Origin of the sequence: Sphingomonas liriopis, assembly GCF_024211255.1 — a bacterium.
Classification (GTDB): Bacteria; Pseudomonadota; Alphaproteobacteria; order Sphingomonadales; family Sphingomonadaceae; genus Sphingomonas; species Sphingomonas liriopis.
In genome coordinates this window covers 58849-85661 of sequence record NZ_JAMLDY010000014.1, presented here as the reverse complement: position 1 = coordinate 85661, position 26813 = coordinate 58849, and the positions used below count along the sequence as shown (strand labels likewise).

The window sequence follows — 26813 nt, the reverse complement described above, 5'->3', positions numbered from 1 at the left end:
GGACCGCGCCGTCGCGCCGCCCCCGTTTCATTAGGTCGGAACCGTCAGCTTAGTTGCTGTCGGCGCTGTCGTCCTTCGACGCGGCGACCGCGACGATCGCGATCACGCCCGCGGCGATCAGCGCGGCGAAGATCAGCCCGCCACCGGCGAGGTCGTTCTTCTTCGCCGACGGCGTGCTGGCGCGCACCGACTTGGCGACCGACAGCGAAGCGGCGGGGTTGGTGGTGGGGGCGGCGAACGCAGGCGTCGCTGCGATCGGCGCGGCGGTCATCGCGAGCGCGGCGAGCGAGCCGGCAAACATCTTGGTCATGGGAATACTCCGGAGATTGGGTCCTAGGACTGCTGCAACGACCCGGCGCCATCGTTGTTCCCGCAGTGCAGCATTGTCCCGAAATGGACCCGTCGCTGGTGCCGGAAAGACTCTCTGCCAGCGATTAACCCTCTTTGATGGTAAAGCCGCTTTTCAGGACCGCGCGGGTGATTCATATGTCGTGCGCGCCGCGGTCGCGGTGGCCAATATCTCGGGGGATTGCCGGCGGTGACTGCGCCTTTTCGTTTTCCGCGCTTCTTCGTCACCACGCCCGCGCCCTGTCCGTACCTGCCGGGCCGGCAGGAGCGCAAGGTGTTCACCGAATTGAGCGGCCCGCATGCGACCGAACTGAACGACGCGCTCGGCCGGATCGGCTTTCGCCGGTCGCAGGGGGTCGCCTATCGCCCGTCGTGCGCCGGCTGCACCGCCTGCGTCTCGGTACGCGTCGTCACGCCCGATTTCGTCCCCAACGCCAGCCAGCGCAAGCTGCTGCGCCGCAACGACGATCTGGAGGTCACCGCCTGTCGCCCGTGGGCGACCGACGAGCAGTTCCAGCTGCTGCGCCGCTACTTGGGCGCGCGTCACCCCGGCGGCGGCATGGCGGGGATGGACGAAGACGATTACGCCGACATGGTCGAGCATTCGCCGGTCAATTCGCAGATCGTCGAATATCGCACCCCCTCGACCAATGGCGAGCGGGGACGGTTGGTCGGCGCCTGCCTGACCGACCGGCAGGCGGACGGCCTGTCGATGATCTACAGCTTCTTCGCCGCCGACGACGAGACGCCCGGCGCGGCACGGCCGGGCCTCGGCAACGTCATCATCATGGATCACATCGCGCGCGCGCGCGACGCGGGCCTGCCCTACGTCTACCTCGGCTATTGGGTGAAGGGTTCGGCGCGGATGGCCTACAAGACGCGCTATCGCCCGATCGAGATGCTCGGCCCCAACGGTTGGCGCGCGCTGACCGACGAGGAACTGGCCCCGGTGCCGGACGTGCGGCAGGTCGCACTGGCCTGACGGGCCTATCCACGTCCCCCCTTCCCCGGCAAAGGCCGGGGCCCAGTCGGGCAAGCACAGGGGCATGGTCGCGAACGTCGCCCAGCTGGACCCCGGCTTTCGCGAGAGCACTGCGAACGTTCGTACCCCTTTCCCGTGCTCCCGCGCAGGCGGGAGCCCAGAGCCAAGCAAAACAACGGCTTATGGAGCGCGTGACTCCTGGACTCCCGCCTACGCGGGAGCACTGAGGGACTTTCGCAGAGGTCTCGCCTTCGCCAGGAAGGCGGATGGGGGCCTGGATCGGATTACGTTGGAAGTCGTAGACGAATGCCGGAACGGGCCTTGCTCTCTTACCACGTCACCCCGGACTTGTTCCGGGGTCCACGGTCCCGCGAGCGCGGCCCCTCAGCCTCTTGCCGATGGCCGAGCCGCCCGGTGGACCCCGGAACACGTCCGGGGCGACGGTGCCTTGTGGGGCACCGTCTATCCCACGAACCCGAATGTCGATCCGCCTCAGATCGGGTCGCTTTCCTCGCCGATCACCGCGCCGTCGGTGACCACGCGCCGCGGGGCTTCGCTGCCCAGATGGACGCGCACGCCGGCCGCCATCAGCATCCGCGGAGCCGACACCGCGTTCGTCGCGACCGGGCCAGCGCTCGCCACCGGCGTCATCTTGCCGCGATGGATGGTGACGCCGCCCACCTCGCTGCTGTCGCGATACATGCCCGCGGTCTGCAGCCCGGGAGCCGCGATCCCGCCGACGCCGGGTTCGACGCCGGCATAGGACGCACGGAAGCTCAACGCCCCCTCCATCGCGCCACGCCAGCGGTAGAAGACATGCGCGCCGACCGATCCGATCCGCGCCATGCTCGATGCCCACCACGGCAGGATCGCGCTGGTATGGTAGAAGGTCGCCGCGCCGACCGGCGCATAGACGTCGCCCGCCAGCGCCGCCTCGGCGATGGCGCGGGCGCGCGCCCACGAATAGGGATCGCGGCGATGCGCCATCGATCCGTCGCAGGTGAAGGAGAACTGGCACCCCGTCCGCCGGTTCGACCCCTGATAGACGACGCCGCAGACGCTGTGCGGAAAGGCGCGATCGCGCACGCGGTTGAGCACGACCTGCGCCACCGCGCGCTGCCCGTCGACCGCTTCGGAGCGCGCCTCGTAATAGACCGCGGCGGTCAGGCATTCGGTCGCGCGCGCCGCATCGTCCTGGCTCTGCATCTGCGCGAGGAACGGCGGCGCGGCATCGACCAGCGCCGGCGCGGCATCGTCGGCGATGCTGGCGCGCAGGCTAGCCGGTAATCCCTCCAGCCCCGGCATGTCGCCCGGCACGTCGAGCGCGAGGTCGCGGAGCAGCTGGCGCGGCGTCGGCGGCGGCACAGCCTGCGCGACGCGCGACCCTTGGGTCTTGGGCGGCACGCACGACGACGCGGTCAACAGCGCCAGACCCAGCAAAAGCTGGCCGATCGTCGAGATGCGCGAATGCCCCACGCTGCCGGGTTAGGCGCGCCGGGTTGTGATCCGGTTAACCGAGTCGACTTTCGCTTCGTCTGGCCATGGGGCCGGCCGTAATGCCTCGGTGCCTTTCCCGAAATCTTCGTTACCCCGGACTTGTTCCGGGGTCCACCGTGCCGCACACCAATCGCCCGTTGCGCTTGCCGAACCGTGGACCCCGGAACAAGTCCGGGGTGACGGAGGCCTTGGTGCAGCCGGCGAGCACCGTCGCCAGACGTGCCGCCCCTCCCGGCATGGCCGACCATCAGCCCCCTATTGCGCCGCCGACACCTTCACCGCGACGTCGAGTTCCTCCTCGCCCTCGCCCAGCCGCGATCCCGCCACTGGCGCGGCGCCCGAGGCGTCGAGCGCGGCAGCGACGCGGACGCTTTCCTCCTGCGGCGAGCGGCCGGTGCACGGGTCGAACCCGACCCAGCCGAGCCGCTCGACGTGCGCCTCCGCCCAGCCGTGCGGGGTCGGGCGCAGCGAGCCCTCGACGATGCTGTAGCCCGACACGTAGCGCGCCGGGATGTCGAGAGAGCGCGCCGCCACCGCGAAGATATGCGCCAGATCGCGCGACGTCGCCGCGGGCCGCGCGAACGCCTCCGCCGCGCTCAATCCCGGCGCCGGTCGCGCGCGGTCGAGCGCGAAGCGTTCGTGCAGCGCGCGGTTCAGCCGGTGGAGCATGCCGACCGGCCCCTCCGCGCCCGCCGTCACCTCCGCGGCGAAGGCGGCGATCGCCGGATCGCGCGGCGTCGCCTCGGTCGCGCGCAGGAAGACGGCGGGCGGCAGCACCTCGCGTACGCCGCGCACGACGCCGTCGGAATGGCTGGTCAGCACCTCGCCGCGCACCGCGATCTCGATGTCTGCGATCGGCCCTTCCGCGTACAGCATCGTGACCGCATTGCCGAAGCCGTCGCGCCCGCGCCGCATCGTCGCGTCGCAATCGACGTCGATCCGCCAGCGCGCCACCGTCTGGTCGTGGCTGTTTTCCGGCGTCATGCGCAGCATCTGCACCAGCCGGCTCTGCGGCGCGGTGAAGCGATAGACGGTGCGGTGATCGATCGAGAGCCGCATCAGCCGAACCGGAACTGGCGACCGATCGCCTCGTGCAGCTGGCCGTTTTCGCGGATGAACGCCTGCAGATACTGGTGCAGGCCGCTGGCGATCACCTCGCCCGACCGCGTCCGGCCGAGCCGCGCGGCGCGCATCCGCGCCATCCGGTCGGCCTCGCCATGGCTGCCGGTGCGTTCGGCGAGCAGGCCGAGCAGCTCGACGGTCGTATCGGCGGATGCCGTCAGGCTGCGCGGCAGATCGTGGCTGGCGATCAGCAGGTCGATGACGTTCGCCGGGGTCAACCCGTCCGAATAGAGCCAGCGATAGGCGGTCACCGCGGACACGACCTGCAGGATCGTCGTCCACTGGTCGCGATCGACGATCCCGCCGACCGCCTCGCCCTCCGGCAGCAGGATATGGTATTTGACGTCGAGCAATCGCGCGGTGTTGTCGGCACGCTCGACCGCCTGCCCCAGCCGGATGAACCAGTGCGACTGGTTGCGCAGCATCTGGTGCACCGCGCCCTCGAACCCGCGCGTCTCGTTCTTGACCGATTCGACGAGCCGCAGCGTCTGCGCGGCGTCGCCGACCTGGCTGCGCGATTCGAACACCAGCCACGCGCGGTTGATCGCGGTCCACGCCTCGCGGCTGAGCGCGGTGCGCACCGCCTTGGCGTTGTTGCGCGCGCGGTCGAGGCAGCGGATCACCGACCCCGGATGGCTGGTATCGACGGTCAGGAAGCGCACCACGTCGGTCTGCGTCAGCGTCCCGCCATGCGCGGCGAAGTCGACCTCGGTCTCGGTGACCGCGAGCGCCGACGACCACGCCACCTCCCCCGCCGGCCGCGACGACATCACGTCGAGCCTGACCGTCGCCTCGATCAGCCGCGCGAAGAAATCGGCGCGCTCGATGTACCGGCCCAGCCAGTAGAGCGACGAGGCCGTCCGCGAGAGCATCATGCCCCGAACCCCTGGCTCTGCGTCATGCCGCCCATCGACTGCGTCTGGCGCTGGCCATCCGCCATCAGCACGAAACTGTCCTTGGTCCCGCCGCCCTGGCTCGAATTGACGACCAGCGACCCCTCCTTGAGCGCCACCCGCGTCAATCCGCCCGGCACCACCTGCACGCCCTTCGACCCGGTCAGCACGAAGGGGCGGAAATCGACGTGGCGGGGGCTGAGCCCGCTGTCCGCCAGCGTCGGCACCGTCGACAGCGCCAGCGTCGGCTGCGCGATATAACGGTGCGGCTCGGCGATCAGCGCGCGTCGGAAGTCCTCGATCTCCTGCCGGCTCGCGGTCGGCCCGACCAGCATGCCATAGCCGCCCGACCCATCGACCAGCTTCACCACCACCTCGTCGAGATGATCGAGCACATATTGCAGCGCCTGCGGTTCGCGGCAGCGCCACGTCTCGACGTTGGGCAATTTCGCCTCGCCGCCCGAATAGAAACGGACGATCTCGGGCATGTAGCTGTAGATCGCCTTGTCGTCGGCGATGCCGTTGCCCGGCGCGTTGATGATCGCGACATTGCCCGCGGCATAGGCCGCGATCAGCCCGGGCACGCCGAGCATCGAATCGGCGCGGAAGACCAGCGGATCGAGATAATCGTCGTCGACCCGGCGATAGATCACGTCGACGCGCACGCGCCCCGCGATCGTCCGCATCCAGACCTGATCGTCGTCGACGACCAGATCGGCCGCCTCGACCAGCTCGATCCCCATCGAATCGGCGAGGAAGCTATGTTCGTAATAGGCCGAATTGTAATGCCCCGGCGTCAGCACAACGCACACCGGCCCCGATGAGCCGCCGCGTGGCGCGACCGACTTCATCGTTTCCAGCAACCGGTCGGGATAGCTGTCGACCGGCTCGACGCGATATTCGCGGAACAGTTCGGGGCACAGCCGCACCATCGCCTCGCGGTTCTCGAGCATGTAGCTCACCCCCGACGGCGTGCGGGCATTGTCCTCAAGCACGAAGAACGCGTCGGGGCCGGTGCGCACCAGATCGATGCCGCAGATATGCGCCCAGATGCCGTGCGGCGGGCGCATCCCCGCGATCTCAGGCCGGAACTGCGGATTGCCGAGGATCAGATCCTCGGGCAGCACGCCTTCCTTGAGGATACGACGCTCGCCATAGATGTCGTCGAGGAAGGCGTTGATCGCCTCGACCCGCTGCACCAGCCCTTCGGACAATTTCGCCCATTCGTCGGCGAGAAAGACGCGCGGCACGATGTCGAACGGAATAATCCGTTCGCGCGTGTCGGTGTCGCCATAGACCGCGAAGGTGATGCCGAGCTGGCGGAAGGTCGTCTCCGCCGTCTCCTGCCGCCGGCGCAGTTCGTCGTCGGGCGTATCCGCCAGCCATTTGCCCAAGGCTGCCAGAGGCAAACGCGGCGGCGTATCGCCGTCCATCCCCATGATCTCGTCGAACGCCGGTCGTTTCCCCATCGGAACGGTAAAGCCCTCCACGTTATGCAAGTTCCATGCTGCGGGGAATCGCTGCGCTGCACAAGGGGCGCGATGTGGTGGTGGGATTTATTCTGCCTGCGCGCGGCGATTATGGCTCAGACGCCGCCCCTATCCTTCCGTCACCCCGGACTTGTTCCGGAGTCCACCGTGCCGCAGGCGCACGCTCACACCTCAAGCCCCAAGCCCCACGCCTCGCCGCAGAGTGGACCCCGGAACAAGTCCGGGGTGACGGGGGTGGCTGGGCGAGCGATAACCCTAGATTAGCGTAGCGCCGCCAGCATCCCCGGCGTCAGCACCTGCGGCAACACCCGCGGCCCCGCGGCCCCCGGCGCATAGTACAGATACAACGGTACCCCCGCCCGGTTATGCGCCTGGATGAACCGCCCAAGCGCCGGATCGCCATCGGTCCAGTCGCCGACCAGCACCGCGACCTTGTTCTTCGCGAACGCCGCCCGCGTCGCGGCGGTGTCGATCGACGAGGCCTCGTTGACCTTGCACGACAGGCACCAGTCGGCGGTGAAATAGGCGAACACCGGCCGCCCCTCCTTGCGCAGCGCCGCCAGCCGCGCCTCGCTGAACGCATCGCCGCCGACCGCGGCCGGCTTCGCCGCGCCACCGGTCAGCGCCGCCGCCAGCCCCGCCGGCACCACCAGCGCCGCCGCCGCGACGACCCAGCCGAAACCTTCCCCGCGCTTCTGCCGCTGCCCGCCGAGGCTCAGCACGACGCCGGTGACGACCATCGTCGCCACGCCGATCGCCAGCCCCATCGTCCCCGCCTGCCGCCACGCCAGCCACAGCAGCGCGCATACCGTGAGCGCCATCGGCACCGCCAGCACGCGCCGGAGCCGCTCCATCCACAGCCCCGGCCTCGGCAACCGCCGCCGCAACGCCGGCACGAAGCCGATCGCTAGGAACGGCAGCGCCAGCCCCAGCCCGAGTCCCGCGAACACCGCCAGCGCCGCCGGCCACGGCAGTACCAGCGCCGCCCCCAGCGCCGCGCCCATGAACGGACCCGAACACGGCGTCGCGACGAACGCCGCCAGCGCGCCCGTCGCCACCGACCCCGCCGCGCCGCCGTGCGACGCGAATTGCGGCACCGGCACCTCGAACCGCCCGGCGAGGTTGAGCGTGATCGCGAAGGTCAGCGCGATCAGCAGCACGACGATCCGCGGGTCCTGCAACTGGAACGCCCAGCCGACCACCGACCCGCCCGCGCGCAAGGCCAGGATCAACCCGCCGAGCGCGACGCACATCAGCACCGCGCCGAGCATGTAGCCCAGCGCATCGATCCGCGCCGCCCGCTCGTCCTCGCCGCCGCGCGCCAGATGCAGCGCCTTGAGGCTGAGGATCGGGAAGACGCACGGCATGACGTTGAGGATCAGCCCGCCGAGCACCGCCCCGGCGAAGGCGAGCAGCGCCGCCGCCCAGCCGCTGCGGTCGCTCGCCTGCGCTACCGTCCCAGCGGTCGCATGGATGCTCAGCCCCAGATTCGCCCCGATCCGCAGCACCCCCTCGATCCGCCCCTTCGGCGCGCCCTCGGTCGCGATCAGCAGCCGGTCGCCGTCGCGCGTCACGCTCTGCGGCGCGGCATATTTCACCATGTCCGGCCCGAACGGGAAAAAGGCGGCGTCCTGCACCGTCGCCGCCGCCGGCAACGGCACCGCGATGACGAGCTTGCCGTCCTTGACCTGATACGTCCCCGCCGCGTCGAGCGGCTTGGGGATCGCGCTGCGCCACCGGTCGAACTCCGCACCGTGCGACGGCGCGCCGTCACCGACGGTCAGGTCGAGGCTGAGGTCCTGCGCCTCCGGCACGCAGATCGCATTGGTACAGACGAGATAGCTGATCGCCAGTTTCACGGGCAGCTTCGTGCCTTTGGCGAGCCCCGCCGGCACCCGCAGCGTCACCAGCGGCGCATAGGGCGTCTCGTACACATAGTTCATCAGCCCGGCGATCAGCAGCGTCGTCGGCACAGGCCATTGCGGCTCGCCAGCGATCGCCGCCCCCTTCGGCAGGGTCCATGCGAAGGAGGGCGCGAACCCCGCATCGCCCGGATTGCGCCAATAGCCGTGCCAGCCCGGCGCCGGCCGCGTGTCGATCGCCAGCGTCACCGGTTGCCCGGCGCGGGGGCTGTCGCTCTCCGCCACCAGCCGCATCGCCAGATGCTTTGGCCCGTCCGCCGGCGCGAGGTCCGCATGCGCAGGAAGCGCCCACAGCATCGCCGTCAGCGTCATCAGCGCGCAACACAGCACGCGCATCGCTTCATCGGCGGTACGCCGCCCAACCCTGGTTGCCCGATTCATCACCCGTCGCCATAGCGGTGCCGGCCCCGTAAAACGAGTGTTCCCGATGAAAGCGCTGATCGCCGCCGCCCTGCTCGCCTCCGCCGCTCCCGTCGCCGCGCAGCAGGCCGCACCGGCCCCCGCCCCCGTCGCGCCGACCACGCCGCCGCGGCTGATCGTCGCGATCTCGGTCGATCAATTCTCCGCGGACCTGTTCCAGCAATATCGCAACCATTTCACCGGCGGCTTCGCGCGGCTGCTGACCGGCGCGGTCTTCCCCTCGGGCTATCAGAGCCATGCCGCGACCGAGACATGCCCGGGCCATTCGACGATCCTCACCGGAATGCGCCCCGCCCACACCGGGATCATCGCCAACAACTGGATCGACCAGTCGGTCGCCCGGCCCGACAAGAACGTCTATTGCGCCGAGGACGAGACCGTCCCCGGCTCGGACCACAATAATTACACCGTCAGCGACCGGCATCTGAAGGTGCCCACACTGGGCGAGATGATGAAGGCGGCACGCCCCGCCACCCGCGTCGTCTCCGTCGCCGGCAAGGATCGCGCCGCGGTGATGATGGGCGGGCACACGGTCGATGAACTGTGGTGGTGGGACGGCAAGACCTTCGCCACCTATGCCGGCCGCGCCGAACCTGCGGTGGTCACCCGCGCCAAGGCCGCGACTGCGGCGCTGATCGCCCGCCCGCAGACCGCATTGCCGCTGCCCGGTTTCTGTACCGGCCTGTCGCGTCCGATCGTCGTCGGCGACCAGACGCTCGGCACCGGCCGGTTCGAACGCGCGGCGGGGGATACGAAGGCGTTCCGCTATTCGCCGCCCTTCGACGCCGCCGTCTTCGCGCTGGCGGCGGGGCTGATCCAGGACATGAAGCTCGGCCGCGGGCCGACCACCGACATCATCGCCATCGGCGCCTCCGCCACCGATTATATCGGCCATGCCAACGGCACGCAGGGCGCCGAGATGTGCATCCAGATGGCCCAGCTCGACGCGACGCTCGGCAGCTTCTTCGACACGCTCGACGCGTGGGGCGTGGATTACGAGGTCGTGCTGACCGCCGATCATGGCGCACACGACATGACCGAACGCCAGTTGCAGCGCGCGATGCCGATGGAGGCGCACGTTCCCGCCGGCCTGAAGGCAGATGCGATGGGCGCCGCGATCGGTACGGCGCTCGGCATCGCCGGACCGGTACTGGTCAGCGCGGAATCGAAGACGGGCTTCGACAGCGACGTCTTCCTCGCCCGCACGCTGACACCGGCACAGCGCGCACGGGTCGTCGCCGAAGCGGTTCGGCGATATCGCGCCGACGCCCGCGTCGAGACGGTCTTCACCGCGGCGCAGATCGCCGCAACGCCGAAGCCGACCACCCCGCCGGAGACATGGACGCTGATCGAGCGCGCGCGCGCCTCGTTCGACCCCGCGCGCTCCGGCGACCTGCTCGTCCTGCTGAAGCCGCGCGTCACATCGGTGGTCACCCCCGGCACCACCTATGTCGAAACGCATGGCTCGCCATGGGATTACGACCGCCGCGTGCCGATGCTGTTCTGGCGCAAGGGGATGGCCGGCTTCGAACAGCCGCTGTCGGTCGAAACGGTCGATATCGTCCCCACACTGGCGGCGACGATCGGCCTGCCGGTCAAGGGCCTCGACGGCCGCTGCCTCGACCTCGATCCGGGGGCAGGCGACACCTGCGCGCGATAAGGCGGCACGCCGGATTGACCTGAACCGACGTCCCATCCGGGCGTTCGTTCGTCATGAGCCTGTCCGAACCCCAACACGCCCGTTTCCACCTGAAGGCGGGCAAACGCGTGCGCCTCGTCGCGGATGTCACCGTCACCAACGGCGGCCTGCTCGCGATCGGTGCGTTGGTGTCGTCGATCCTGCTGTCGTCGGCGGTGATCGTGAAAGCGGCGCGGCAGGACCGGCTCGCCGATCGATAGATGATTTTCGCGCGAAGACGCGAAGACGCGAAGAAGAAAAAGAAGGTTGGTTCACGCGGAGGCGCGGAGACGCGGAGGTGTCGTACCCGCGGCAACGCCGCGCTTCCACAACAACGCCAGTCCATGCCGTGCCGTCAAAGATCGAAGGCGCCGGTGGCGCCGAATACGACACCTCCGCGTCTCCGCGTCTCCGCGTGAATCACCTTCTTTGCGCCTTCGCGTGAACCTCAACGCACCTCGAACGACCGCATCCCCGCCAGCCGGTTCGCCCCCACCGCCAGCCGCTCATGGCTGAGGTCCGCGACGAACGCCGGGTTGCCGCTCGCCCCCGGTGCCATCCGCGCGTCGTTGTCCTCGATGCGCAGCCCCGCCGACGGATAGGTCTTCGCCTCCGCCGCGACGACGATCAGCCCGCTGCCGTTCTCCTTCGCCCGCCCCTGCACGAAGGTGTTGCGCGCGATCAGCCCGCGTGCGCCTTCGGACAAATCGATCATGTAATTGGTCTTCCGCCCCGCGGTATCGTCGAAACTGTTGTCGGTGATCGTCACGTTCGGCACGCGCAGCTTGACGTAATGCCCGCCGGTCCCGCGTTCGAAGCGCGAATTGGTGATCGTCACCTGCCCCTTGTTGCCGAGGTAGATCGAGTGCGAGCAATTGACCGCTTCGTCGCACTGGCCCAGCCCTGAAAAGGTCGACCGGTCGATCGTGATCCGCTGCCCCGTCGGCTCGCCGCCCAGGATGCCCTCCTGGCTGTCGAGGAACATCGAATCGGTGACGGTCAGATCGCCCATCTCCGCGCGGATCCCGGCGCCATTGCCGTCCGACACGCTGTAGCCCCGGAAGACGAGGCCATCGACCACCGCCCCCTGCCCGCGCAGCACCAGCGCCGCCTTGTCCTCGCACGTCTCCTTCTCGAAGATCGCGGTGCCGGGCTGCTCGGCCTTGAAGGTGATCCGCCCGCCCTGCTGCACCGCGCACTGGCGATAGACGCCCGGCGCGATAAGGATCGTCGCCGTCCCCATGCGGATCGACGACACCGCCTGCTGCAGGTTGGCGAAGCGCCGTCCCGTCTCGACGACGATGAACGGCCCGGGCACCTCGGCAAAGGCGGGAGCGGCGAACAGGGCGAGGGCGAGGGCGAGGAGCGCACGGGTCATGCCCCCGTCTGCGCCTGCCGATACGCGCGATGCCAGCCGGATTCGCGGTTAATGCCGCCCGCCCGCCGGCGATCGGGTTACTCCCCTAGCCACCTGTCCCGGAGCGGGGCATTGCGACGCGCGCGTTACTCCGGTTAGACGCACGTCACAGCGCGCGCCGGGGGGCACGTAACGAGAGGCGCCAGGGGGGGGACGACCATGCACGCGATGTCGGCGACGGAGGTGTTCCTCCTCGCGATCCTCATCATCTTCACGCTGCCATGGCTCGTCTGGCGGGTCGCACGCACCGACTATTGGGCGTCGCTCGTCGTCGTGCAGATCATCGGCGGCATCCTGCTGGGGCCGGGCATCCTCGGCGCGATCTTCCCCGATTATTACGCCTTCGTCTTCACGCCTGCGACCCTGGGCGCGCTTAACGGCATCGCGTGGTGGGCGGTGATGCTGTTCGTCTGGGTCGCCGGCCTCGAACTCGACATCGGCGAGGCGTGGAAGCGGCGGCGCGAGACCGGCGTCGCCGCCGGCCTCGCGCTCGGCGTGCCCTTGGTCGCAGGGAGTCTCGCCGCGCTGGTCATGCTGCGCTTCCCCGGCTGGCGCGGGCCGGAGGGTGCGGCGTGGCAGGTCGTGCTCGGCATAGGCATGGCCTGCGCAGTCACCGCGCTTCCCATCCTCGTGCTGCTGATGGAAAAGCTCGACATCCTGCGCGAGCCCCTCGGTCAGCGCGTGCTGCGCTACGCCAGCCTCGACGATATCGCGATCTGGGGCGTGCTCGCGCTGATCCTGCTCGACTGGGAGCGGGTCGGGCGGCAGGGCGGCTTCCTGATCGGTTTCGCCGTCGCCACCTGGGCGGTGCGCCGCCTGCTGCGCGCACTCGGCGAGGACGACCGCTGGTACGTCGGGCTGATCTGGCTGGCGCTGTGCGGGTTCGCGGCGGACTGGGCGGGGCTGCACTTCATGGTCGGCGCGTTCCTGGCGGGCGCGGTGCTCGACGCGCACTGGTTCGGCGAGGAGCGGATGGACCGCTTCCGTCAGACCGTGCTGCTCGCGGTGATGCCGGTGTTCTTCCTGTCGACCGGCCTCAAGACGCAATGGGGCGTCGGCGGTGCATCGGTGTTCGCGGTCGCCGCGCTGCTGCTCGCCGCGTCGGTCGGCGGCAAGCTCGGCGGCGTGCACCTCGCCGGCCGCATCCTCAAATGGCCGAAGGGCGATGCGAAGGCGATCGGCTGGCTGCTCCAGACCAAAGCGCTCATCATGATCATCTTCGTCAACATCCTCTTGGACAAGAAGATCATCACCAACGAGACCTTCACCGCGTTGCTGCTGATGGCGGTGGCGAGCACGATGCTGACGATGCCGGCCGTCGCACCGATGCTGCGGCGCCTGCCGGGGTTGAAGCAGCGGGGATTCTGATACGCCGTTGCCGTTGTCATTCTCGCCCGCGCGAGGGTGACAACGGCAAGATGCCGGTCAGTCGAGGTTCGGCCGCAGCCAGCGTTCCGCCTGCTTCACGTCGACCCCGCGCCGCGCGGCATAGTCGACGACCTGATCCTGCCCGATCCTCGCCACGCCGAAATATTCCGCCTGCGCATGCCCGAAGTAGAAGCCCGACACCGCCGCGGTCGGCAGCATCGCGAAGCTCTCGGTCAGCTCCAGCCCCGCATTGCCCTCGACGTCGAGCATGTCGAACAGCGTCCGCTTCAACGAATGTTCGGGACACGCCGGATAGCCGGGCGCCGGCCGGATACCGCGATACTGTTCGCGCACCAGCGCCTCGTTGGTCAGCTGCTCGCCCGGCGCATAGCCCCACAGGTCGGTGCGGACATGCGCGTGCAGCCGCTCGGCGAACGCTTCCGCGAGACGATCCGCCAGCGCCTTCAGCAGGATGTCGTTGTAATCGTCGTTGTCCGCCTTGAAGCGCGCGATATGGTCGTCGATGCCGTGGATGCCGACCGCGAAGCCCCCCATCCAGTCGCCGGCGGGATCGATGAAATCGGCGAGGCACATGTTGGCGCGGCCTTCGCGCTTGGCGATCTGCTGGCGCAGGAACGGCAACCGCACGCTCGCCTCGGCCGTGCGGTCGAGGTTCGGGATGTGGAAGCCTTCGGGAATGCTCGCGCCATCGGGGCTGCGGTGCGACTCGCGATGCTGCGTATAGACCCAGACGTCGTCGTCATGACGATGGCACGCCCATAGCCCCGCGACGCCCTTCGCGGTCAGCCACTTCTCCGCGATGATCGTGTCGAGCATCGCCTGCGCGTCTTCGTACAGCCCGGTCGCGCTGGTCCCGACCACCGCGTCGGTCAGGATCGCCGGGAAATTGCCGGCGAGCTCCCAGGCACGGAAGAACGGCGTCCAGTCGATGTAATTGCGCAGATCGGCAAGGTCCCAGTCGTCGAACCGGTGGATGCCCGGCTGCGCCGCCGCCGGCGCCTTCAGCGCCATATCGACCACCAGCCCGCGCTTGCGCGCCTCGGCGAGCGGCAGCAGATCGTTCTGCCCCTTGTTGGCGCGCGCCACGCGCACCTTCTCGTAATCCTCGGCGACGCCGGCGACATAGGCGTCGCGCTGCGTGTCGCTGACCAACGTCGTCGCCACGCCCACCGCACGGCTCGCGTCGAGCACATGGACGATCGGCCCGTCATAGGCGGGCGAGATGCGCAGCGCGGTATGCACCTTCGACGTCGTCGCGCCGCCGATCAGCAGCGGCATCGTCATGCCCGCCCGCTTCATCTCCTCGGCGACGGTCACCATCTCGTCCAGCGATGGCGTGATGAGGCCCGAGAGCCCGATCATGTCGGCGTCATTCTCGTTCGCCGCCGCGATGATCTTCGTCCACGGCACCATCACGCCGAGATCGACCACGTCGAAGCCGTTGCACTGAAGCACGACGCCGACGATGTTCTTGCCGATATCGTGGACGTCGCCCTTGACCGTCGCCATGACGATCTTGCCCTTGCCCTTCGCGCCGGGCTCCTTGGCCGCCTCGATGAACGGCAGCAGGTGCGCCACCGCCTTCTTCATCACGCGCGCGCTCTTCACCACCTGCGGCAGGAACATCTTGCCCGATCCGAACAGGTCGCCGACGACGTTCATCCCGTCCATCAGCGGCCCTTCGATCACCTCGATCGGCCGTGCGAACTGCTGCCGGCATTCCTCGGTATCGTCGACGACATGCGCGTCGATGCCCTTGACCAGCGCATATTCCAGCCGCTTGGTGACGGGAAGCGAGCGCCACTCGGCCGCCGCCTTCTCCGCCACCGCATCGGTGCCGCGATACTTCTCCGCCAGCGCAACGAGCCGGTCGCCCGCCTCGGGATCGCGGTTGAGGATGACGTCCTCGCACGCCGTGCGCAGTTCGGGATCGATCGTGTCGTAGACGTCGAGCTGGCCGGCGTTGACGATTCCCATGTCCATGCCCGCGGGAATGGCGTGATAGAGGAAGATCGAGTGCATCGCGCGCCGCACCGGCTCGTTGCCGCGGAAGCTGAACGACAGGTTCGACAGACCGCCCGAGATATGGACGTGCGGGCAGCGCGCCTTGATCTCGCGACACGCCTCGATAAAGTCGACGCCGTAATTGTTATGCTCCTCGATCCCCGTCGCCACGGCGAAGACGTTGGGATCGAAGATGATGTCCTCGGGCGGAAAGCCGATGCCGATCAGCAGGTCGTAGGCGCGCGAACAGATCTCGACCTTGCGCTCCTTGGTGTCCGCCTGCCCGACCTCGTCGAACGCCATGACGACCACCGCCGCGCCATAGGCCATGCACTTGCGCGCATGGTACAGGAACGCTTCCTCGCCCTCCTTCATGCTGATCGAATTGACGATCGGCTTGCCGGACACGCACTTCAGCCCCGCCTCGATCACGTCCCACTTGGACGAATCGACCATCACCGGGATGCGCGCGATATCGGGCTCGGCCTGGATCAGCTTGAGGAAGGTCGTCATCGCCTCGTGCGCGTCGAGCAGGCCTTCGTCCATGTTGACGTCGAGCACCTGCGCCCCCGCCTCGACCTGCTGCAGCGCCACCGCGACCGCGGCCGGATAGTCGCCCGCCATCACCAACTTCTTGAAGCGCGCGGAGCCGGTGACGTTGGTACGCTCGCCGATATTGACGAATTGGGCGGAGGAAATGGTCATGGGTCTTTTCTACTAAAAGCCCTCTCCCCTCCGGGGAGAGGGTTGGGAGAGGGGCTGTGTCTCATCGAGAGGCCGGTCTCGGTGAGACCCCTTCCCCTCACCCAACCCTCTCCCCACCGGGGAGAGGGCTATCAACGTCACGCCGCCATCGTAAACGGCTCCAGCCCCGCCAGCCGCGTCCGCACCGGCGCCACCGGCACCGGCCGCGGCGTCACGCCCTGCGCCATCTCGGCGATCGCCGCGATATGTGCCGGCGTCGACCCGCAACAGCCGCCGAGCACGTTGACCTGCCCCGCCTGCGCCCACTCGCCGACCAGCCCCGCGGTCGTCGCCGGCGCCTCGTCATACGCACCCAGCTCGTTGGGCAGGCCGGCGTTCGGATAGATCATGATGAGCGTGTCGCAGATCTCGCTCAGCGTCTTCACATGCGGGCGCAGCTGCTCCGCACCGAACGAACAGTTGAGCCCGATCGTCAGCGGTCGCGCATGGCGCACCGCATGCCAGAACGCCTCGACGGTATGGCCCGACAGGTTGCGCCCCGACAGATCGGTCAGCGTCATCGACATCATGATCGGCAGGTCGCGCCCCAGCGCGTCGCCCGCTTCGAGCGCCGCCATGATCCCCGCCTTGGCGTTGAGCGTATCGAACACCGTCTCGATCAGGATGAAGTCCGCGCCGCCCTCGACCAGGGCATCGATCTGCTCGCGGTACACGTCCTTCAGATAGTCGAAGTCGATCTCGCGATAGCCGGGATCGTTGACGTCCGGGCTCAGCGACAGCGTCTTGTTGGTCGGCCCGATCGCCCCGGCGACGAAGCGCGGCCGGCCATCCTTGGCCTGGAACTCGTCGGCGAGGCGGCGCGCCATCTTTGCGCTCTCGACGTTGATCTCGCGCACCAGATGCTCGGCACCGTAATCGGCCTGGCTGATCCGGTTGGCGGAGAAGGTATTGGTCTCGGCGATGTCCGCCCCCGCCTCGAAATAGGCGCGATGGATCGACTCCGGCACCTCCGGCTTGGTCAGCGCGAGGATGTCGTTGTTGCCCTTCTGGTCGTGGGTCAGGCCGAGGCTGCCGGCATAATCGTCTTCCGACAGCTTCCAGTTCTGGATCTCGGTCCCGAACGCGCCGTCTGTGATGAGGATGCGCTTGGCGGCTTCGCCGAGGAATGTGTCGCGTGTGGTCATTGTCACTAACTCCCCCCTCCCGCTTGCGGGAGGGGTCGGGGGAGGGCCTGTCAGGATACCGAAACGCTGGGGACAGGCCCTCCCCCAGCCCCTCCCGCAAGCGGGAGGGGAGCGTCACGCCGCCGCCACCGCGGCCGCCGGCTTCGACCGCACCCCCAGCAGGTGGCAGATCGCAAACGCCAGCTCCGCGCGGTTGAGCGTGTAGAAATGCAGCGACTTCACCCCGCCCGCGTACAGCTTGCGGCTGAGCTCCGCCGCCAAGGTCGCCGCGATCAGCTGCCGCGCCGCCGGATGATCCTCCAGCCCGTCGAACAGCCGCGCCATCCACGCCGGCACGTCCGTCCCGCACATCGCGCTCATCCGCACGACGCTGGCGAAGTTGGTCACCGGCATGATCCCCGGCACGATCTCCGCAGTAATCCCCGCCGCCGCGATCCGGTCGCGATAGCGGAAGAACGTCTCCGGCTCGTGGAAGAATTGCGTGATCGCGCGCGTCGCGCCGGCGTCGAACTTCGCTTTCAGATTGTCGATGTCCGCCGCCATGTCTGGCGAATCGGGGTGGCATTCGGGATAGGCCGCGACCGAAATCTCGAACGGGTGCAGGCGCTTGAGGCCAGCGACCAGCGCCGCGGCATTCTCGTAGCCGCCCGGGTGGCTGACGAACTTCGCGCCTGCGGCGGGCGGATCGCCGCGCAGCGCGACGATATGCCGCACGCCCGCCGCCCAATATCCTTGCGCAACCTGGTCGATCTCCGCCTTCGTCGCCTCGACGCAGGTCAGATGCGCCGCCGCGGCCAGCGACGTCTCGCGCTGGATGCGCGCCACCGTCGCATGCGTCCGCTCGCGGGTCGACCCACCCGCGCCATAGGTCACCGACACGAAGCTGGGGCCGAGCGGCTCCAGCGTCCGCACCGCGTCCCACAGCTGCTCCTCCATCTTCTCGGTCTTGGGCGGGAAGAACTCGAACGACACGTCCAGGTCGCCCGCCACGTCCGCATAGAGCGGCGCCTTCAAGGCGATCTGCGCCTCTTCGAGCTGATTCACCGAAATCGTCATGCCGCTTTCACCTCACGCAGGCTCGCACCGGATTTGCGTCCGAGCCACAATGTCACCGTCAATTCGCCGCCCTCGAGCGTCTCCGTTCGCGCCGGGACGAGCCCGGCATTGCCGAACCAGCCCGCGATCTGCTCGTCCGCGAAACCCAGCCGGGTATGCGCGTCGCGCGTGCGCAGATCCTCGCGGTCGTGCGGCGCGAAGTCGACGATCAGCAACCGCCCGCCCGGTCCCAGCACGCGCGCGGCTTCCGCGATCGCGGCACCCGGCTGCTGGGCGAAATGGAGGACGTGGTGCAGGATCGCGACGTCCGCCGCGCCGTCCGTCATGGGGAGCGCATACAGGTCCGCCTGCCGCAATTCGGTATTGGCGCGGTCGTGCAGCTTGGCGCGCGCCAGCCGCAGCATCTCCGACGATCGGTCGATGCCGAGCGCGCTGTCCGCCTGTCCGCCGAACAGCTCGAGCATCCGGCCGGTGCCGGTGCCGATGTCGATCAGATGCCCGAGCGGCCCGTCGCCGAGCACGCCGGCCATCGCCGCCTCGACCTCGCTCTCGGCGATATGGAGCGACCGGATCGCGTCCCATTCGTCGGCATGGCCTTCGAACCATTGCGCCGCGCTCGCCGCGCGATCGGCGCGTACCGCGGCGAGCCGCGCGGCATCGGCCACCGCCCAGTGATCGGGCTCGCTCTTCTGCCACTGGTCGATCGCCACCGCGACCGGCCCGGTCGCCGCCGCCTTGCCGAGCGCGACGAAGACCCAGCTGCCCTCCTTGCGCCGTTCGGCGAGGCCCGCATCGCACAGGATCTTCACATGCCGGCTGACCCGCGGCTGGCTCTGGCCGAGCACCTGCGCGAGCTCGCCCACCGACAGCTCCATCGTGCGCAGCAACGAGAAGATGCGCAGCCGCGTGGCATCGGCTAAGGCACGGAAGATATCGAGCGCGAGGGTCATGTCGCATCAACATATAAAGATATCTTTATATGAGGTCAACGCGGACCCGAACCGCCCGACCCGCGTTTGCGCGACGTTAGTGACCATATCGGGAGATTATGATGAAGCGCCTGCTGATCCTCGCCGCCCCGCTCGCCATCGGCCTCGCCGCGTGCAGCCAGAACACGCAGAACGAGACCGCCGAAGCCGCCAACTCGATCGCCGCGGATACCGAGGCGACGACCCGCAACGCGGTGAGCGACGTCGATGCCGCCACTGACCAGGCGTTCGGCTCGGCCGAGCGCCATCTCGACAACGCCGGCGACCACCTCGACAATGCGGCCGGCCGTGCCGACGCCAGCCTCGACCGCGCGGGAGCCGCGATCGGCAATGGCGCCGACCGCGCTGCCGACGCCACCGGCAACGCGCTGGAACGCGCCGGCCGCTCGCTCAAGGACTAAGCCATGACGAAGGGGAAGACCGCCCGCACGTCGCGCCTGCCGATCGCGGCCGTCCTCCCCCTCGCATTGCTCGCCGCCTGTTCGGGTGGCGACGACGACGATCCGCGTGCCGTCACGGCCGACGAAGCCGCGCAGCTGAACGATGCCGCCGCGATGCTCGACGCCAACAGCGTCGACCTCGACGCGCTCGATACCGATGGCACTACCTCGAACGACACGGACGCCCAGCCATGACCAAGCGCCGCCTCGGTTCCACCGACCTGCAGATCGCCCCGCTGGTGCTCGGCGGCAACGTCTTCGGCTGGACCGCCGATCGCGCGGTGGGCTTCGCCGTGCTCGACGCCTTCGTCGCCGGTGGCGGCACGATGATCGACACCGCCGACGTCTATTCCGCCTGGGTCGATGGCCACAGCGGCGGCGAATCGGAAACGATGATCGGCGAATGGCTGAAGGCGAGCGGCAAGCGGGATCAGGTGCTGATCGCAACCAAGGTCGGCATGCTGCCCGGCGAGGGTGGTGAGAAGCTCGCCCCCGCCCGCATCGCTGCCGCAGCGGAAGCGTCGCTCAAGCGCCTCGGCACCGACCGCATCGACCTGTATTACGCGCATCAGGACGACGAGAACGTCCCGCAGGAAGCGGTGCTCGAGGCATTCGGCAGACTGGTCGATGCCGGCAAGGTCCGCGTCATCGGCGCCTCCAACTTCCACGCCGCGCGCCTGAAATCGGCGGTCGATGCCGCCAAGGCGCACGATCTGCCGCGCTATCACGTGCTCCAGCCCGAATATAACCTCGTCAGCCGTCACAAGTTCGAAGGCGAGCTGCAGGATTATTGCATCACCGAGAATATCGGCGTGCTGCCCTATTACGGCCTCGCCTCGGGCTTCCTGACCGGCAAATACCGCAGCAAGGACGACCTCGGCCAGAGCGTCCGCGGCGGCCGGATTGGCGACCTTCTCAACGGCAAGGGCGCAGATGTGCCCGCGGCGATGGACGGCGTGGCGGAGGAGACCGGCGCGAGCCATGCGCAGATCGCGCTGGCCTGGCTGATCGCACAGCCCGGCGTCACCGCGCCGATCGCCAGCGCGACGAAGGTCGCGCAGCTGGAGGACCTGCTGCCGGCGATGGAGCTGGAGCTGAGCAAGGATCAGCTGGACCGCCTGACCAACGCAGGCGCGTGATAATATGGGGCGGGGTTTGCCCTAAATCCTCCGTCACCCCGGACTCGTTCCGGGGTCCACCGGACCGCGAGCGTTGGACAAGAGGCTCCAACCGCATGCCTCGCCGCTGAGTGGACCCCGGAACAAGTCCGGGGTGACGAGTGCTAAGGGGCGAGTGGATCGGCCACCCGCCCCCGGCCATCACGCCGCGAACTGGTTCATCGTATTGTGCGCGCCGCCCGCCTTCAGCGCGGCCTCGCCGGCGAAATATTCCTTGTGGTCGTCGCCGATGTCGCTGCCCGACATATTCTGATGCTTCACGCAGGCGATGCCTTCGCGGATCTCCTTGCGCTGTACGCCCTTGACGTAGCCAAGCATCCCCGCCTCGCCGAAATACTCCCTGGCGAGATTGTCGGTCGACAGCGCCGCGGTGTGATAGGTCGGCAGCGTGATGAGGTGGTGGAAGATCCCCGCGCGCGCAGCGGCATCCTTCTGGAAGGTGCGGATACGCTCGTCCGCCTCGGCGCCCAATTCCGTGCCGTCGTAATCGACGCTCATCAGGCGCGCGCGGTCGTAGGCCGAGACGTCCTTGCCCTCCTGCTGCCAGGCGTCGAACACCTGCTGGCGGAAGTTGAGCGTCCAGTTGAAGCTGGGCGAATTGTTGTAGACTAGCTTGGCGTTCGGCACGACCTCCCGGATGCGGTCGACCATCGACGCGATCTGTTCGATGTGCGGCTTTTCCGTCTCGATCCACAGCAGGTCGGCGCCGTTCTGCAGGCTCGCGATGCAGTCCATGACGCAGCGGTCGGAGCCGGTGCCTTCGCGGAACTGGAACAGGTTCGACGGCAGCCGCTTGGGCTTCATCAGCTTGCCGTCGCGGTTGATGACGACGTCGCCGTTGATCGTCGACAGGTCGGTGACCTCCTCGCAATCGAGGAAGCTGTTATACTGGTCGCCGAGGTCGCCGGGTTCCTTGCTGACCGCGATCTGCTTGGTGAGACCGGCGCCCAGCGAATCGGTGCGGGTGACGATGATGCCGTCCTCGACGCCGAGTTCGAGAAAGGCGTAGCGGCAGGCGCGGACCTTCGCGAGGAAGTCCTCGTGCGGCACGGTGACCTTGCCGTCCTGATGCCCGCATTGCTTTTCGTCGCTGACCTGGTTTTCGATCTGGAGCGCGCAGGCGCCCGCCTCAATCATCTTCTTGGCGAGCAGGTACGTCGCCTCGGCATTGCCGAAGCCGGCGTCGATGTCGGCGATGATTGGCACGACATGCGTCTGGTGATTGTCGATCGCGTGCGTCAGGCGCTGCGCCTCGACCGCGTTGCCCGCCTCGCGCGCATGGTCGAGGTCGCGGAACAGCAGGCTGAGTTCGCGCGCATCGGCCTGGCGGAGGAAGGTGTAGAGTTCCTCGATCAGTGCGGGGACGCTGGTCTTCTCGTGCATCGACTGGTCGGGCAGCGGCCCGAATTCGCTGCGCAGCGCGGCGACCATCCAGCCCGAGAGATAGAGGTAGCGGCGATCGGTGGTGCCGAAATGCTTCTTGATCGCGATCATCTTCTGCTGGCCGATGAAGCCGTGCCAGCAGCCGAGCGACTGGGTGTAGGCCGCGGGATCGGCGTCATAGGCGGCCATGTCGCGGCGCATGATCGCGGCGGTGTAGCGCGCGATGTCGAGGCCGGTCTGGAACCGGTTCTGCAGGCGCATGCGCGCGACCGATTCGGCATCGATTCCGCCCCAGGTCGCCTGGGCTCCAATGGTCTGGCCGGCGGCGCCGATCTGCTGCTGATAGGTCATGGTCCACATCCTCACTCTGTACGAATGACAGGATGTGTATCGAAGTTGACAGCCGATGGTGTGGATTACGCACGCAAAACCGCGTTATCCTGTCAATCTTATCGTCTTTATGCTGTCGTAATGTATGGTTATTTACAGTCAATCGCCGGCGAAGGTGAAGCCCGAGACGCCGCGATCACGCTCGTTGATGAGTAACGCACGACCCGCCGGCGGCGCGGAGCGTTGCGGGCAATCGGTGCGATGGCAGGCGCGACAGCCGAGCCCGATCGGCGTGGCATCGCCCTTCAGATCGACGCCGCGCGCGACCGCGAGCGCGCCGCCGAGCTCCGCGGCGACGCCGATCCCGACCGCGAACTCCGCCAGTACGCCGCCATAGCGGCGGCGCTGCGGCGTCACGGTGCGCGCGATCGTCAGCCAGCGCGCGCCATCCTCCAGCTCGACGAGCTGGACGGCGAGGCTGCCGGGGCGGTCGAAGGCGTGGTGCAGCCGCCACAACGGGCACCGCCCCTCCGCCTCGGCGAGCGGCGAGGCACTGGCACCGGAGAAGCGCTTCGAACATTGCCCGGCACGATCGATTCGAATCAGGAAGAACGGCAGGCCGCGCGCGCCGACGCGATGCAGCGTGGTCAGCCGATGCGCGACCTGTTCGAACCCCGCGCCGAAGCGGCGTTGCAGGAGTTCGAGGTCGTAACCGGTCGTCTCGCACGCGCGCAGGAAACGGGCGTAGGGCATCATCACCGCCGCGGCGAAATAGCTGGCGAGGTGGCGGCGGAACAGCCGTTCGGACGAGCGATCGGCGAAGGCGGCGCCCTTGGCGAGCGCGTCGATCTCCGCCCGCGCCTCGATCTGCGCCAATTGATACGCCGCGGCGAAGGTGCGCGACGCCGAATCGAGCACCTCGCTCAATTGCAGCTGGCGCGCATGGAGGTCGAGGCGGCGGAGCAGGTCGGGCATGACGTCCATCGGCAGGATGCGGATCGTCAGCTGGTGCTTGACGCGCAGCCGCTCGGCAATCGCGCCGTACAGGTCGCCCGCGCCGAGCCGCAATTCGTCGGCGAGCGCCTCCGCCGCGCCGTCGAGGTCGGCGAAATGGCCGCGCCAGCGTTCGATCTCGCGGCGCACCTCGCCGACCGGATCGACACCCTCGCCAGCCTCGCCGGCGCCTCCCGCGCCGAGCCGGTCATAGGCGCGCGCGAACGCCTCCGCGCCGCCGGGCGCACCTGCGAGCCATTCGCCGACCTCGTTGCGGTCGATCTCCAGGTCGGCGAAGATCGGGTCCGCCAGCCGCCGCCGCATCGCCGCCTCGCCACCGCCGGGCTCGCCCGCGGTCAGGGTACGCGGATCGAAGTCGTAGGATTCGGCGAGCTTGACCAGCAGCGCCGCCGACAACGGGCGCTGGTTGCGCTCGACGAGGTTGAGATAGCTCGACGAAATCGTCAGCGCCTCGGCCATCGCCGCCTGGGTCAGTCCCGCCTGGCGCCGCAGCCGGCGCACCGCATGGCCGGCAAACAATTTACGATCCGCCATTCACCCCTCCGTCGTCACATCGAACCTCAGGTATGGCGGCCGCTTTGTCAATTTCTGACAGTGTGACCGATCCGCCTGTCCGTGAGGTGGACACGATGACCTTGCATCGCACCGTTGGCCTACTGCCGCTGTGCCCGCTCTCTAGCTAACGGATTTTTCGAGAGTTTCCTGGGGAGGAAAGGTGGCCGCCGGTGTTTCGTACACCGGCGGCCATTCCGTTTCTGGGGTTCAGACGATGTGGCTGCGGAACCAGTCGGCGAGCGTCGCCTCGTCCATCTCACCCGCCGCGACCGCCAGCATCGTACGGATCGCATCCGCCTTGTCGAAGACGATGGTGACGTCGTTCAGCCGCAGGAACAAGCGTGCCATGACCCAGGCGGTCCGTTTGTTGCCATCGGCGAAGGGATGGTTGCGAGCGATGCCGAAGGCATAGGCCGCGGCGAGCGCGCATCGATCCGATTCGCCATAGGCATGTTTGTTGACCGGCCGCGCGAGTGCCGATTCGAGCAGCCCGTGATCTTTCGTCCCGGCAAGGCCGCCATGTTCGGCCAGCTGCCGATCATGCACCGCGATCGCGACGTCGGCGCTGAGGAAGCGCGGATCGACCGCGGTCATTTGGCAAGCACGGCAAGGATGTCGCGATCCTCACGCATGATGTCCTCAGCCGCGCTCATGGCCTCGGCGAAATCGGGATCGTGCGGGCGCAGGCCGACACCCCAGGGGTGTTCGGTCAGGTAAAGCATATCGCCCAACCCTACCCGCAGTTGTGCGAGCACTTCCTTGCTGAGGATCACACCCTGCGAATTGCCGATCTTGATGATCCGCAATTCCTGCGCGGCTTTGATGTCGACTGGCTTGTTCATACCTGTGTTATAACATCGGTGCGGGAGCCACACCAGCCCGTCGCGCGTACCACCTTCCATCGCCACCATCGGGCGACGAGGACCATCGATGACCCAAGGCCTGACTGCCCGCATCCGCGAAAATATCGTCCTGTATGGCGCGCTGGCGGCGAACCTCGGCATCGGCATCGCCAAGTTCGTCGCGGCGGGAATCACCGGATCGTCGTCGATGCTGACCGAAGGCGTGCACAGCTGCGTCGACAGCGGCAACCAGATCCTGCTGCTCTACGGCCAGCATCGCGCCAAGCGGCAACCGGATGCGGTCCACCCCTTCGGCTACGGGCGCGAACTGTATTTCTGGGCGTTCGTCGTCGCGATCCTGATCTTCGCGATCGGCGCGGGCGTGTCGGTGTACGAAGGCTACCTGCACATCGTCGCGCCTGAGCCGCTGTCGGACCCGCTGGTCAATTACATCGTGCTCGTCATCGCTGCGGTCCTCGAAGGATCGTCGTGGTTCATCGCGATGCGCGAATTTGCCAGGACGAAGGCCGAAACGACGTGGTGGCGCGCGATCCGGCAGAGCAAGGACCCCACCGGCTTCATCGTCTTGTTCGAGGATTCGGCAGCGCTCGCCGGCCTCGCCATCGCCGGCATCGGCGTGTGGGCGAGCCATGCGTTCGAAGATCCGCGCATCGATGGCGTCGCATCGATCGTCATCGGCCTGATCCTGGGCCTCGTCGCGACGCTGCTGGCGCGGGAGGCGAAGGGGCTGCTGATCGGCGAGCGCGCCAACCCGCACGTCGTCGAGACGGTGCGTGGCATCATCGCGAAGCATCCCGCGATCACCACGGTCAACCACGTCCGCACCATCCACACCGCGCCCGACGCGATCTTCGTCGCGGTCAGCGCGGATTTCGTCGACAGCATCACGATGGGCGCGGGCGAGACGATCATCGAGGAGATGGAGGACCAGCTGCGCGCCGCGGTGCCGGGGTTGAGCTCGATCTATATCCGGCCGGAGAAGCGCGAGAATGCGGCGCGGCTGGAGGGGTGAGGTCGCCTCGCTGTGTCATCCCCGCGCAGGCGGGGATCCATAATCACGACGGTAGCAGCAAGAGCCGTGAGGTCAGCCAGTATGGATCCCCGCCTGCGCGGGGATGACGAACGTGGGGGCACGGTTCGGCTCTTCCCAACGGACGCGGATGCTCGAGGGGAGTTGCCGTCCCCCCTCTCCCATCGGTATCAAGCGACCATGCACCGCTCCATCCTGCGCCCGCTGCTCGCCACCTTGCTCCTGCTCGGCTCGATGTTCGGCGCCGCGCCGGCGTGGGCGGCGGTGACGATCACTTTCTGGAGCCATGAGCTCGGCAACAACTTTCCGCACGCCTTCTTCACCTTGCGCGGGGTGCCCGACGCGGGCGGCGCGCCGGTCGACGTCAATTATGGCTTCACCGCCAAGTCGGTGTCGCCGAAGATCCTGATGGGCACGGTGGCCGGGCGGCTCGACATATCGAAGCCGCATTATATCGACGGCAGCGACGCGCAGTTTTCGGTCGTGCTGAGCGACGCGCAATATAACGCCGTGCTGGCGCTGGTCGCGGCGTGGGACGAGAAGACCGGTGACGGCCATTACAACCTCAACACGCGCAATTGCGTGCATTTCGTCCAGGAGGCGGCGCGGATCGCCGGGCTGGACGGGATCGACCATCCTGAACTGATGAAGAAGCCGCGGTCGTACCTGAAGGCGGTGGCGGCGGCGAATGCGGGGCGGGTGACGGTCGTCGCGATGCACGGCAAGGCGTATCTGGCGTCGTTGCCGCCGCTCGGTGGGCCGGTGGTGGTGGCGTCGCCGGTGACGGCGCCGGTGGCGCCGGTGGCTGCGGTGCAGGCGACGCGTTGATTAGGCTCCGAGCGCCGCATTCCCCCCAATCCTCCGTTCGCCCTGAGCCTGTCGAAGGGCAGTGAGTCTCACCCTGCTTCGACAAGCTCAGCATGA

General features: G+C 68.1%; 24 protein-coding genes. 9 read left to right on the top strand and 15 right to left on the bottom strand.

Annotation, left to right across the window (positions count from 1 at the left end):
* Positions 1-49: 49 nt before the first annotated feature.
* A complete protein-coding gene (locus tag M9979_RS12520) occupies positions 50-310 on the bottom strand; it encodes a hypothetical protein (RefSeq protein ID WP_254289695.1) in 261 nt (86 codons plus the stop codon).
* Positions 311-538: 228 nt separating this feature from the next.
* On the opposite strand from M9979_RS12520, the gene M9979_RS12515 reads away from it, so the two are divergent.
* Entirely contained in the window at positions 539-1330 is a 792-nt protein-coding gene (locus tag M9979_RS12515) for an arginyltransferase (RefSeq protein ID WP_254289694.1), read from the top strand.
* Positions 1331-1822: 492 nt separating this feature from the next.
* Here M9979_RS12515 and M9979_RS12510 read toward each other — a convergent pair whose 3' ends face one another.
* The 5 genes from M9979_RS12510 to M9979_RS12490 form a co-directional block, all read right to left on the bottom strand.
* On the bottom strand, positions 1823-2806 hold the full coding sequence (locus tag M9979_RS12510) for a cell wall hydrolase (RefSeq protein ID WP_254289693.1): 984 nt from the start codon (positions 2804-2806) through the stop codon (positions 1823-1825).
* Positions 2807-3082: 276 nt separating this feature from the next.
* Complete coding sequence (locus tag M9979_RS12505; RefSeq protein ID WP_254289692.1) at positions 3083-3886, bottom strand: transglutaminase family protein; 804 nt, start codon at positions 3884-3886, stop codon at positions 3083-3085.
* A complete protein-coding gene (locus M9979_RS12500) occupies positions 3886-4821 on the bottom strand; it encodes an alpha-E domain-containing protein (RefSeq protein WP_254289704.1) in 936 nt (311 codons plus the stop codon). Before M9979_RS12500 ends, M9979_RS12505 begins: the two co-directional genes overlap by 1 nt.
* Positions 4821-6311 (bottom strand): circularly permuted type 2 ATP-grasp protein, encoded by a 1491-nt coding sequence (locus tag M9979_RS12495; RefSeq protein ID WP_254289691.1) that lies wholly within the window; start codon positions 6309-6311, stop codon positions 4821-4823. Before M9979_RS12495 ends, M9979_RS12500 begins: the two co-directional genes overlap by 1 nt.
* A gap of 281 nt (positions 6312-6592) precedes the next feature.
* Complete coding sequence (locus M9979_RS12490) at positions 6593-8590, bottom strand: protein-disulfide reductase DsbD family protein (RefSeq protein WP_254289690.1); 1998 nt, start codon at positions 8588-8590, stop codon at positions 6593-6595.
* Between the two features lie 91 nt (positions 8591-8681).
* On the opposite strand from M9979_RS12490, the gene M9979_RS12485 reads away from it, so the two are divergent.
* Entirely contained in the window at positions 8682-10334 is a 1653-nt protein-coding gene (locus M9979_RS12485; RefSeq protein WP_254289689.1) for an alkaline phosphatase family protein, read from the top strand.
* Between the two features lie 53 nt (positions 10335-10387).
* Positions 10388-10573 carry a hypothetical protein gene (locus M9979_RS12480; protein ID WP_254289688.1) on the top strand — a complete coding sequence of 62 codons (186 nt, stop codon included), beginning with the start codon at positions 10388-10390 and terminating at the stop codon, positions 10571-10573.
* A gap of 227 nt (positions 10574-10800) precedes the next feature.
* Here the strand turns inward: M9979_RS12480 and M9979_RS12475 are convergent, their stop codons facing one another.
* Complete coding sequence (locus M9979_RS12475) at positions 10801-11730, bottom strand: right-handed parallel beta-helix repeat-containing protein (protein ID WP_254289687.1); 930 nt, start codon at positions 11728-11730, stop codon at positions 10801-10803.
* A gap of 198 nt (positions 11731-11928) precedes the next feature.
* Between M9979_RS12475 and M9979_RS12470 the strand changes: the two genes are divergently transcribed.
* Positions 11929-13137, top strand: coding sequence for a cation:proton antiporter (locus tag M9979_RS12470; protein WP_254289686.1), 1209 nt, complete (start codon positions 11929-11931; stop codon positions 13135-13137).
* A 57-nt stretch (positions 13138-13194) separates the two neighbouring features.
* Here M9979_RS12470 and metH read toward each other — a convergent pair whose 3' ends face one another.
* The 4 genes from metH to M9979_RS12450 all read right to left on the bottom strand — a co-directional run bounded on the left by metH (position 13195) and on the right by M9979_RS12450 (position 19057).
* Positions 13195-15867, bottom strand: coding sequence for a methionine synthase (gene metH, locus M9979_RS12465; RefSeq protein ID WP_254289685.1), 2673 nt, complete (start codon positions 15865-15867; stop codon positions 13195-13197).
* Positions 15868-16004: 137 nt separating this feature from the next.
* Positions 16005-17051: a homocysteine S-methyltransferase family protein gene (locus M9979_RS12460; RefSeq protein WP_254289684.1), complete on the bottom strand. Its 1047-nt coding sequence runs from the start codon at positions 17049-17051 to the stop codon at positions 16005-16007.
* Positions 17052-17165: 114 nt separating this feature from the next.
* Positions 17166-18107, bottom strand: coding sequence for a methylenetetrahydrofolate reductase [NAD(P)H] (gene metF, locus M9979_RS12455; protein ID WP_254289683.1), 942 nt, complete (start codon positions 18105-18107; stop codon positions 17166-17168).
* Positions 18104-19057: an ArsR/SmtB family transcription factor gene (locus M9979_RS12450; protein ID WP_254289682.1), complete on the bottom strand. Its 954-nt coding sequence runs from the start codon at positions 19055-19057 to the stop codon at positions 18104-18106. Before M9979_RS12450 ends, metF begins: the two co-directional genes overlap by 4 nt.
* 98 nt (positions 19058-19155) lie before the next feature.
* Between M9979_RS12450 and M9979_RS12445 the strand changes: the two genes are divergently transcribed.
* From M9979_RS12445 to M9979_RS12435, 3 genes are read left to right on the top strand one after another with little or no spacing between them, the layout of a single operon-like run.
* The gene (locus tag M9979_RS12445; RefSeq protein ID WP_254289681.1) at positions 19156-19497 is read left to right on the top strand and encodes a hypothetical protein; all 342 of its coding nucleotides are present in this window, start codon (positions 19156-19158) and stop codon (positions 19495-19497) included.
* A 3-nt stretch (positions 19498-19500) separates the two neighbouring features.
* On the top strand, positions 19501-19731 hold the full coding sequence (locus M9979_RS12440; RefSeq protein WP_254289680.1) for a hypothetical protein: 231 nt from the start codon (positions 19501-19503) through the stop codon (positions 19729-19731).
* Entirely contained in the window at positions 19728-20675 is a 948-nt protein-coding gene (locus M9979_RS12435) for an aldo/keto reductase (RefSeq protein ID WP_254289679.1), read from the top strand. Before M9979_RS12440 ends, M9979_RS12435 begins: the two co-directional genes overlap by 4 nt.
* Positions 20676-20855: 180 nt before the next feature.
* Here M9979_RS12435 and M9979_RS12430 read toward each other — a convergent pair whose 3' ends face one another.
* The 4 genes from M9979_RS12430 to M9979_RS12415 form a co-directional block, all read right to left on the bottom strand.
* The gene (locus M9979_RS12430) at positions 20856-22448 is read right to left on the bottom strand and encodes an isocitrate lyase (RefSeq protein ID WP_254289678.1); all 1593 of its coding nucleotides are present in this window, start codon (positions 22446-22448) and stop codon (positions 20856-20858) included.
* Positions 22449-22586: 138 nt separating this feature from the next.
* The gene (locus M9979_RS12425; RefSeq protein ID WP_254289677.1) at positions 22587-23975 is read right to left on the bottom strand and encodes a helix-turn-helix domain-containing protein; all 1389 of its coding nucleotides are present in this window, start codon (positions 23973-23975) and stop codon (positions 22587-22589) included.
* Between the two features lie 228 nt (positions 23976-24203).
* A complete protein-coding gene (locus M9979_RS12420) occupies positions 24204-24590 on the bottom strand; it encodes a type II toxin-antitoxin system death-on-curing family toxin (RefSeq protein ID WP_254289676.1) in 387 nt (128 codons plus the stop codon).
* Positions 24587-24838, bottom strand: coding sequence for an AbrB/MazE/SpoVT family DNA-binding domain-containing protein (locus tag M9979_RS12415; RefSeq protein ID WP_254289675.1), 252 nt, complete (start codon positions 24836-24838; stop codon positions 24587-24589). The genes M9979_RS12420 and M9979_RS12415 overlap by 4 nt, the downstream gene beginning before the upstream one ends.
* Before the next feature lie 88 nt (positions 24839-24926).
* Between M9979_RS12415 and M9979_RS12410 the strand changes: the two genes are divergently transcribed.
* Both M9979_RS12410 and M9979_RS12405 read left to right on the top strand, forming a co-directional pair.
* Positions 24927-25871, top strand: a complete 945-nt coding sequence (locus M9979_RS12410) for a cation diffusion facilitator family transporter (protein ID WP_254289674.1) — start codon at positions 24927-24929, stop codon at positions 25869-25871.
* Between the two features lie 198 nt (positions 25872-26069).
* The gene (locus M9979_RS12405) at positions 26070-26717 is read left to right on the top strand and encodes a hypothetical protein (RefSeq protein WP_254289673.1); all 648 of its coding nucleotides are present in this window, start codon (positions 26070-26072) and stop codon (positions 26715-26717) included.
* The last annotated feature ends 96 nt before the right edge of the window (positions 26718-26813 follow it).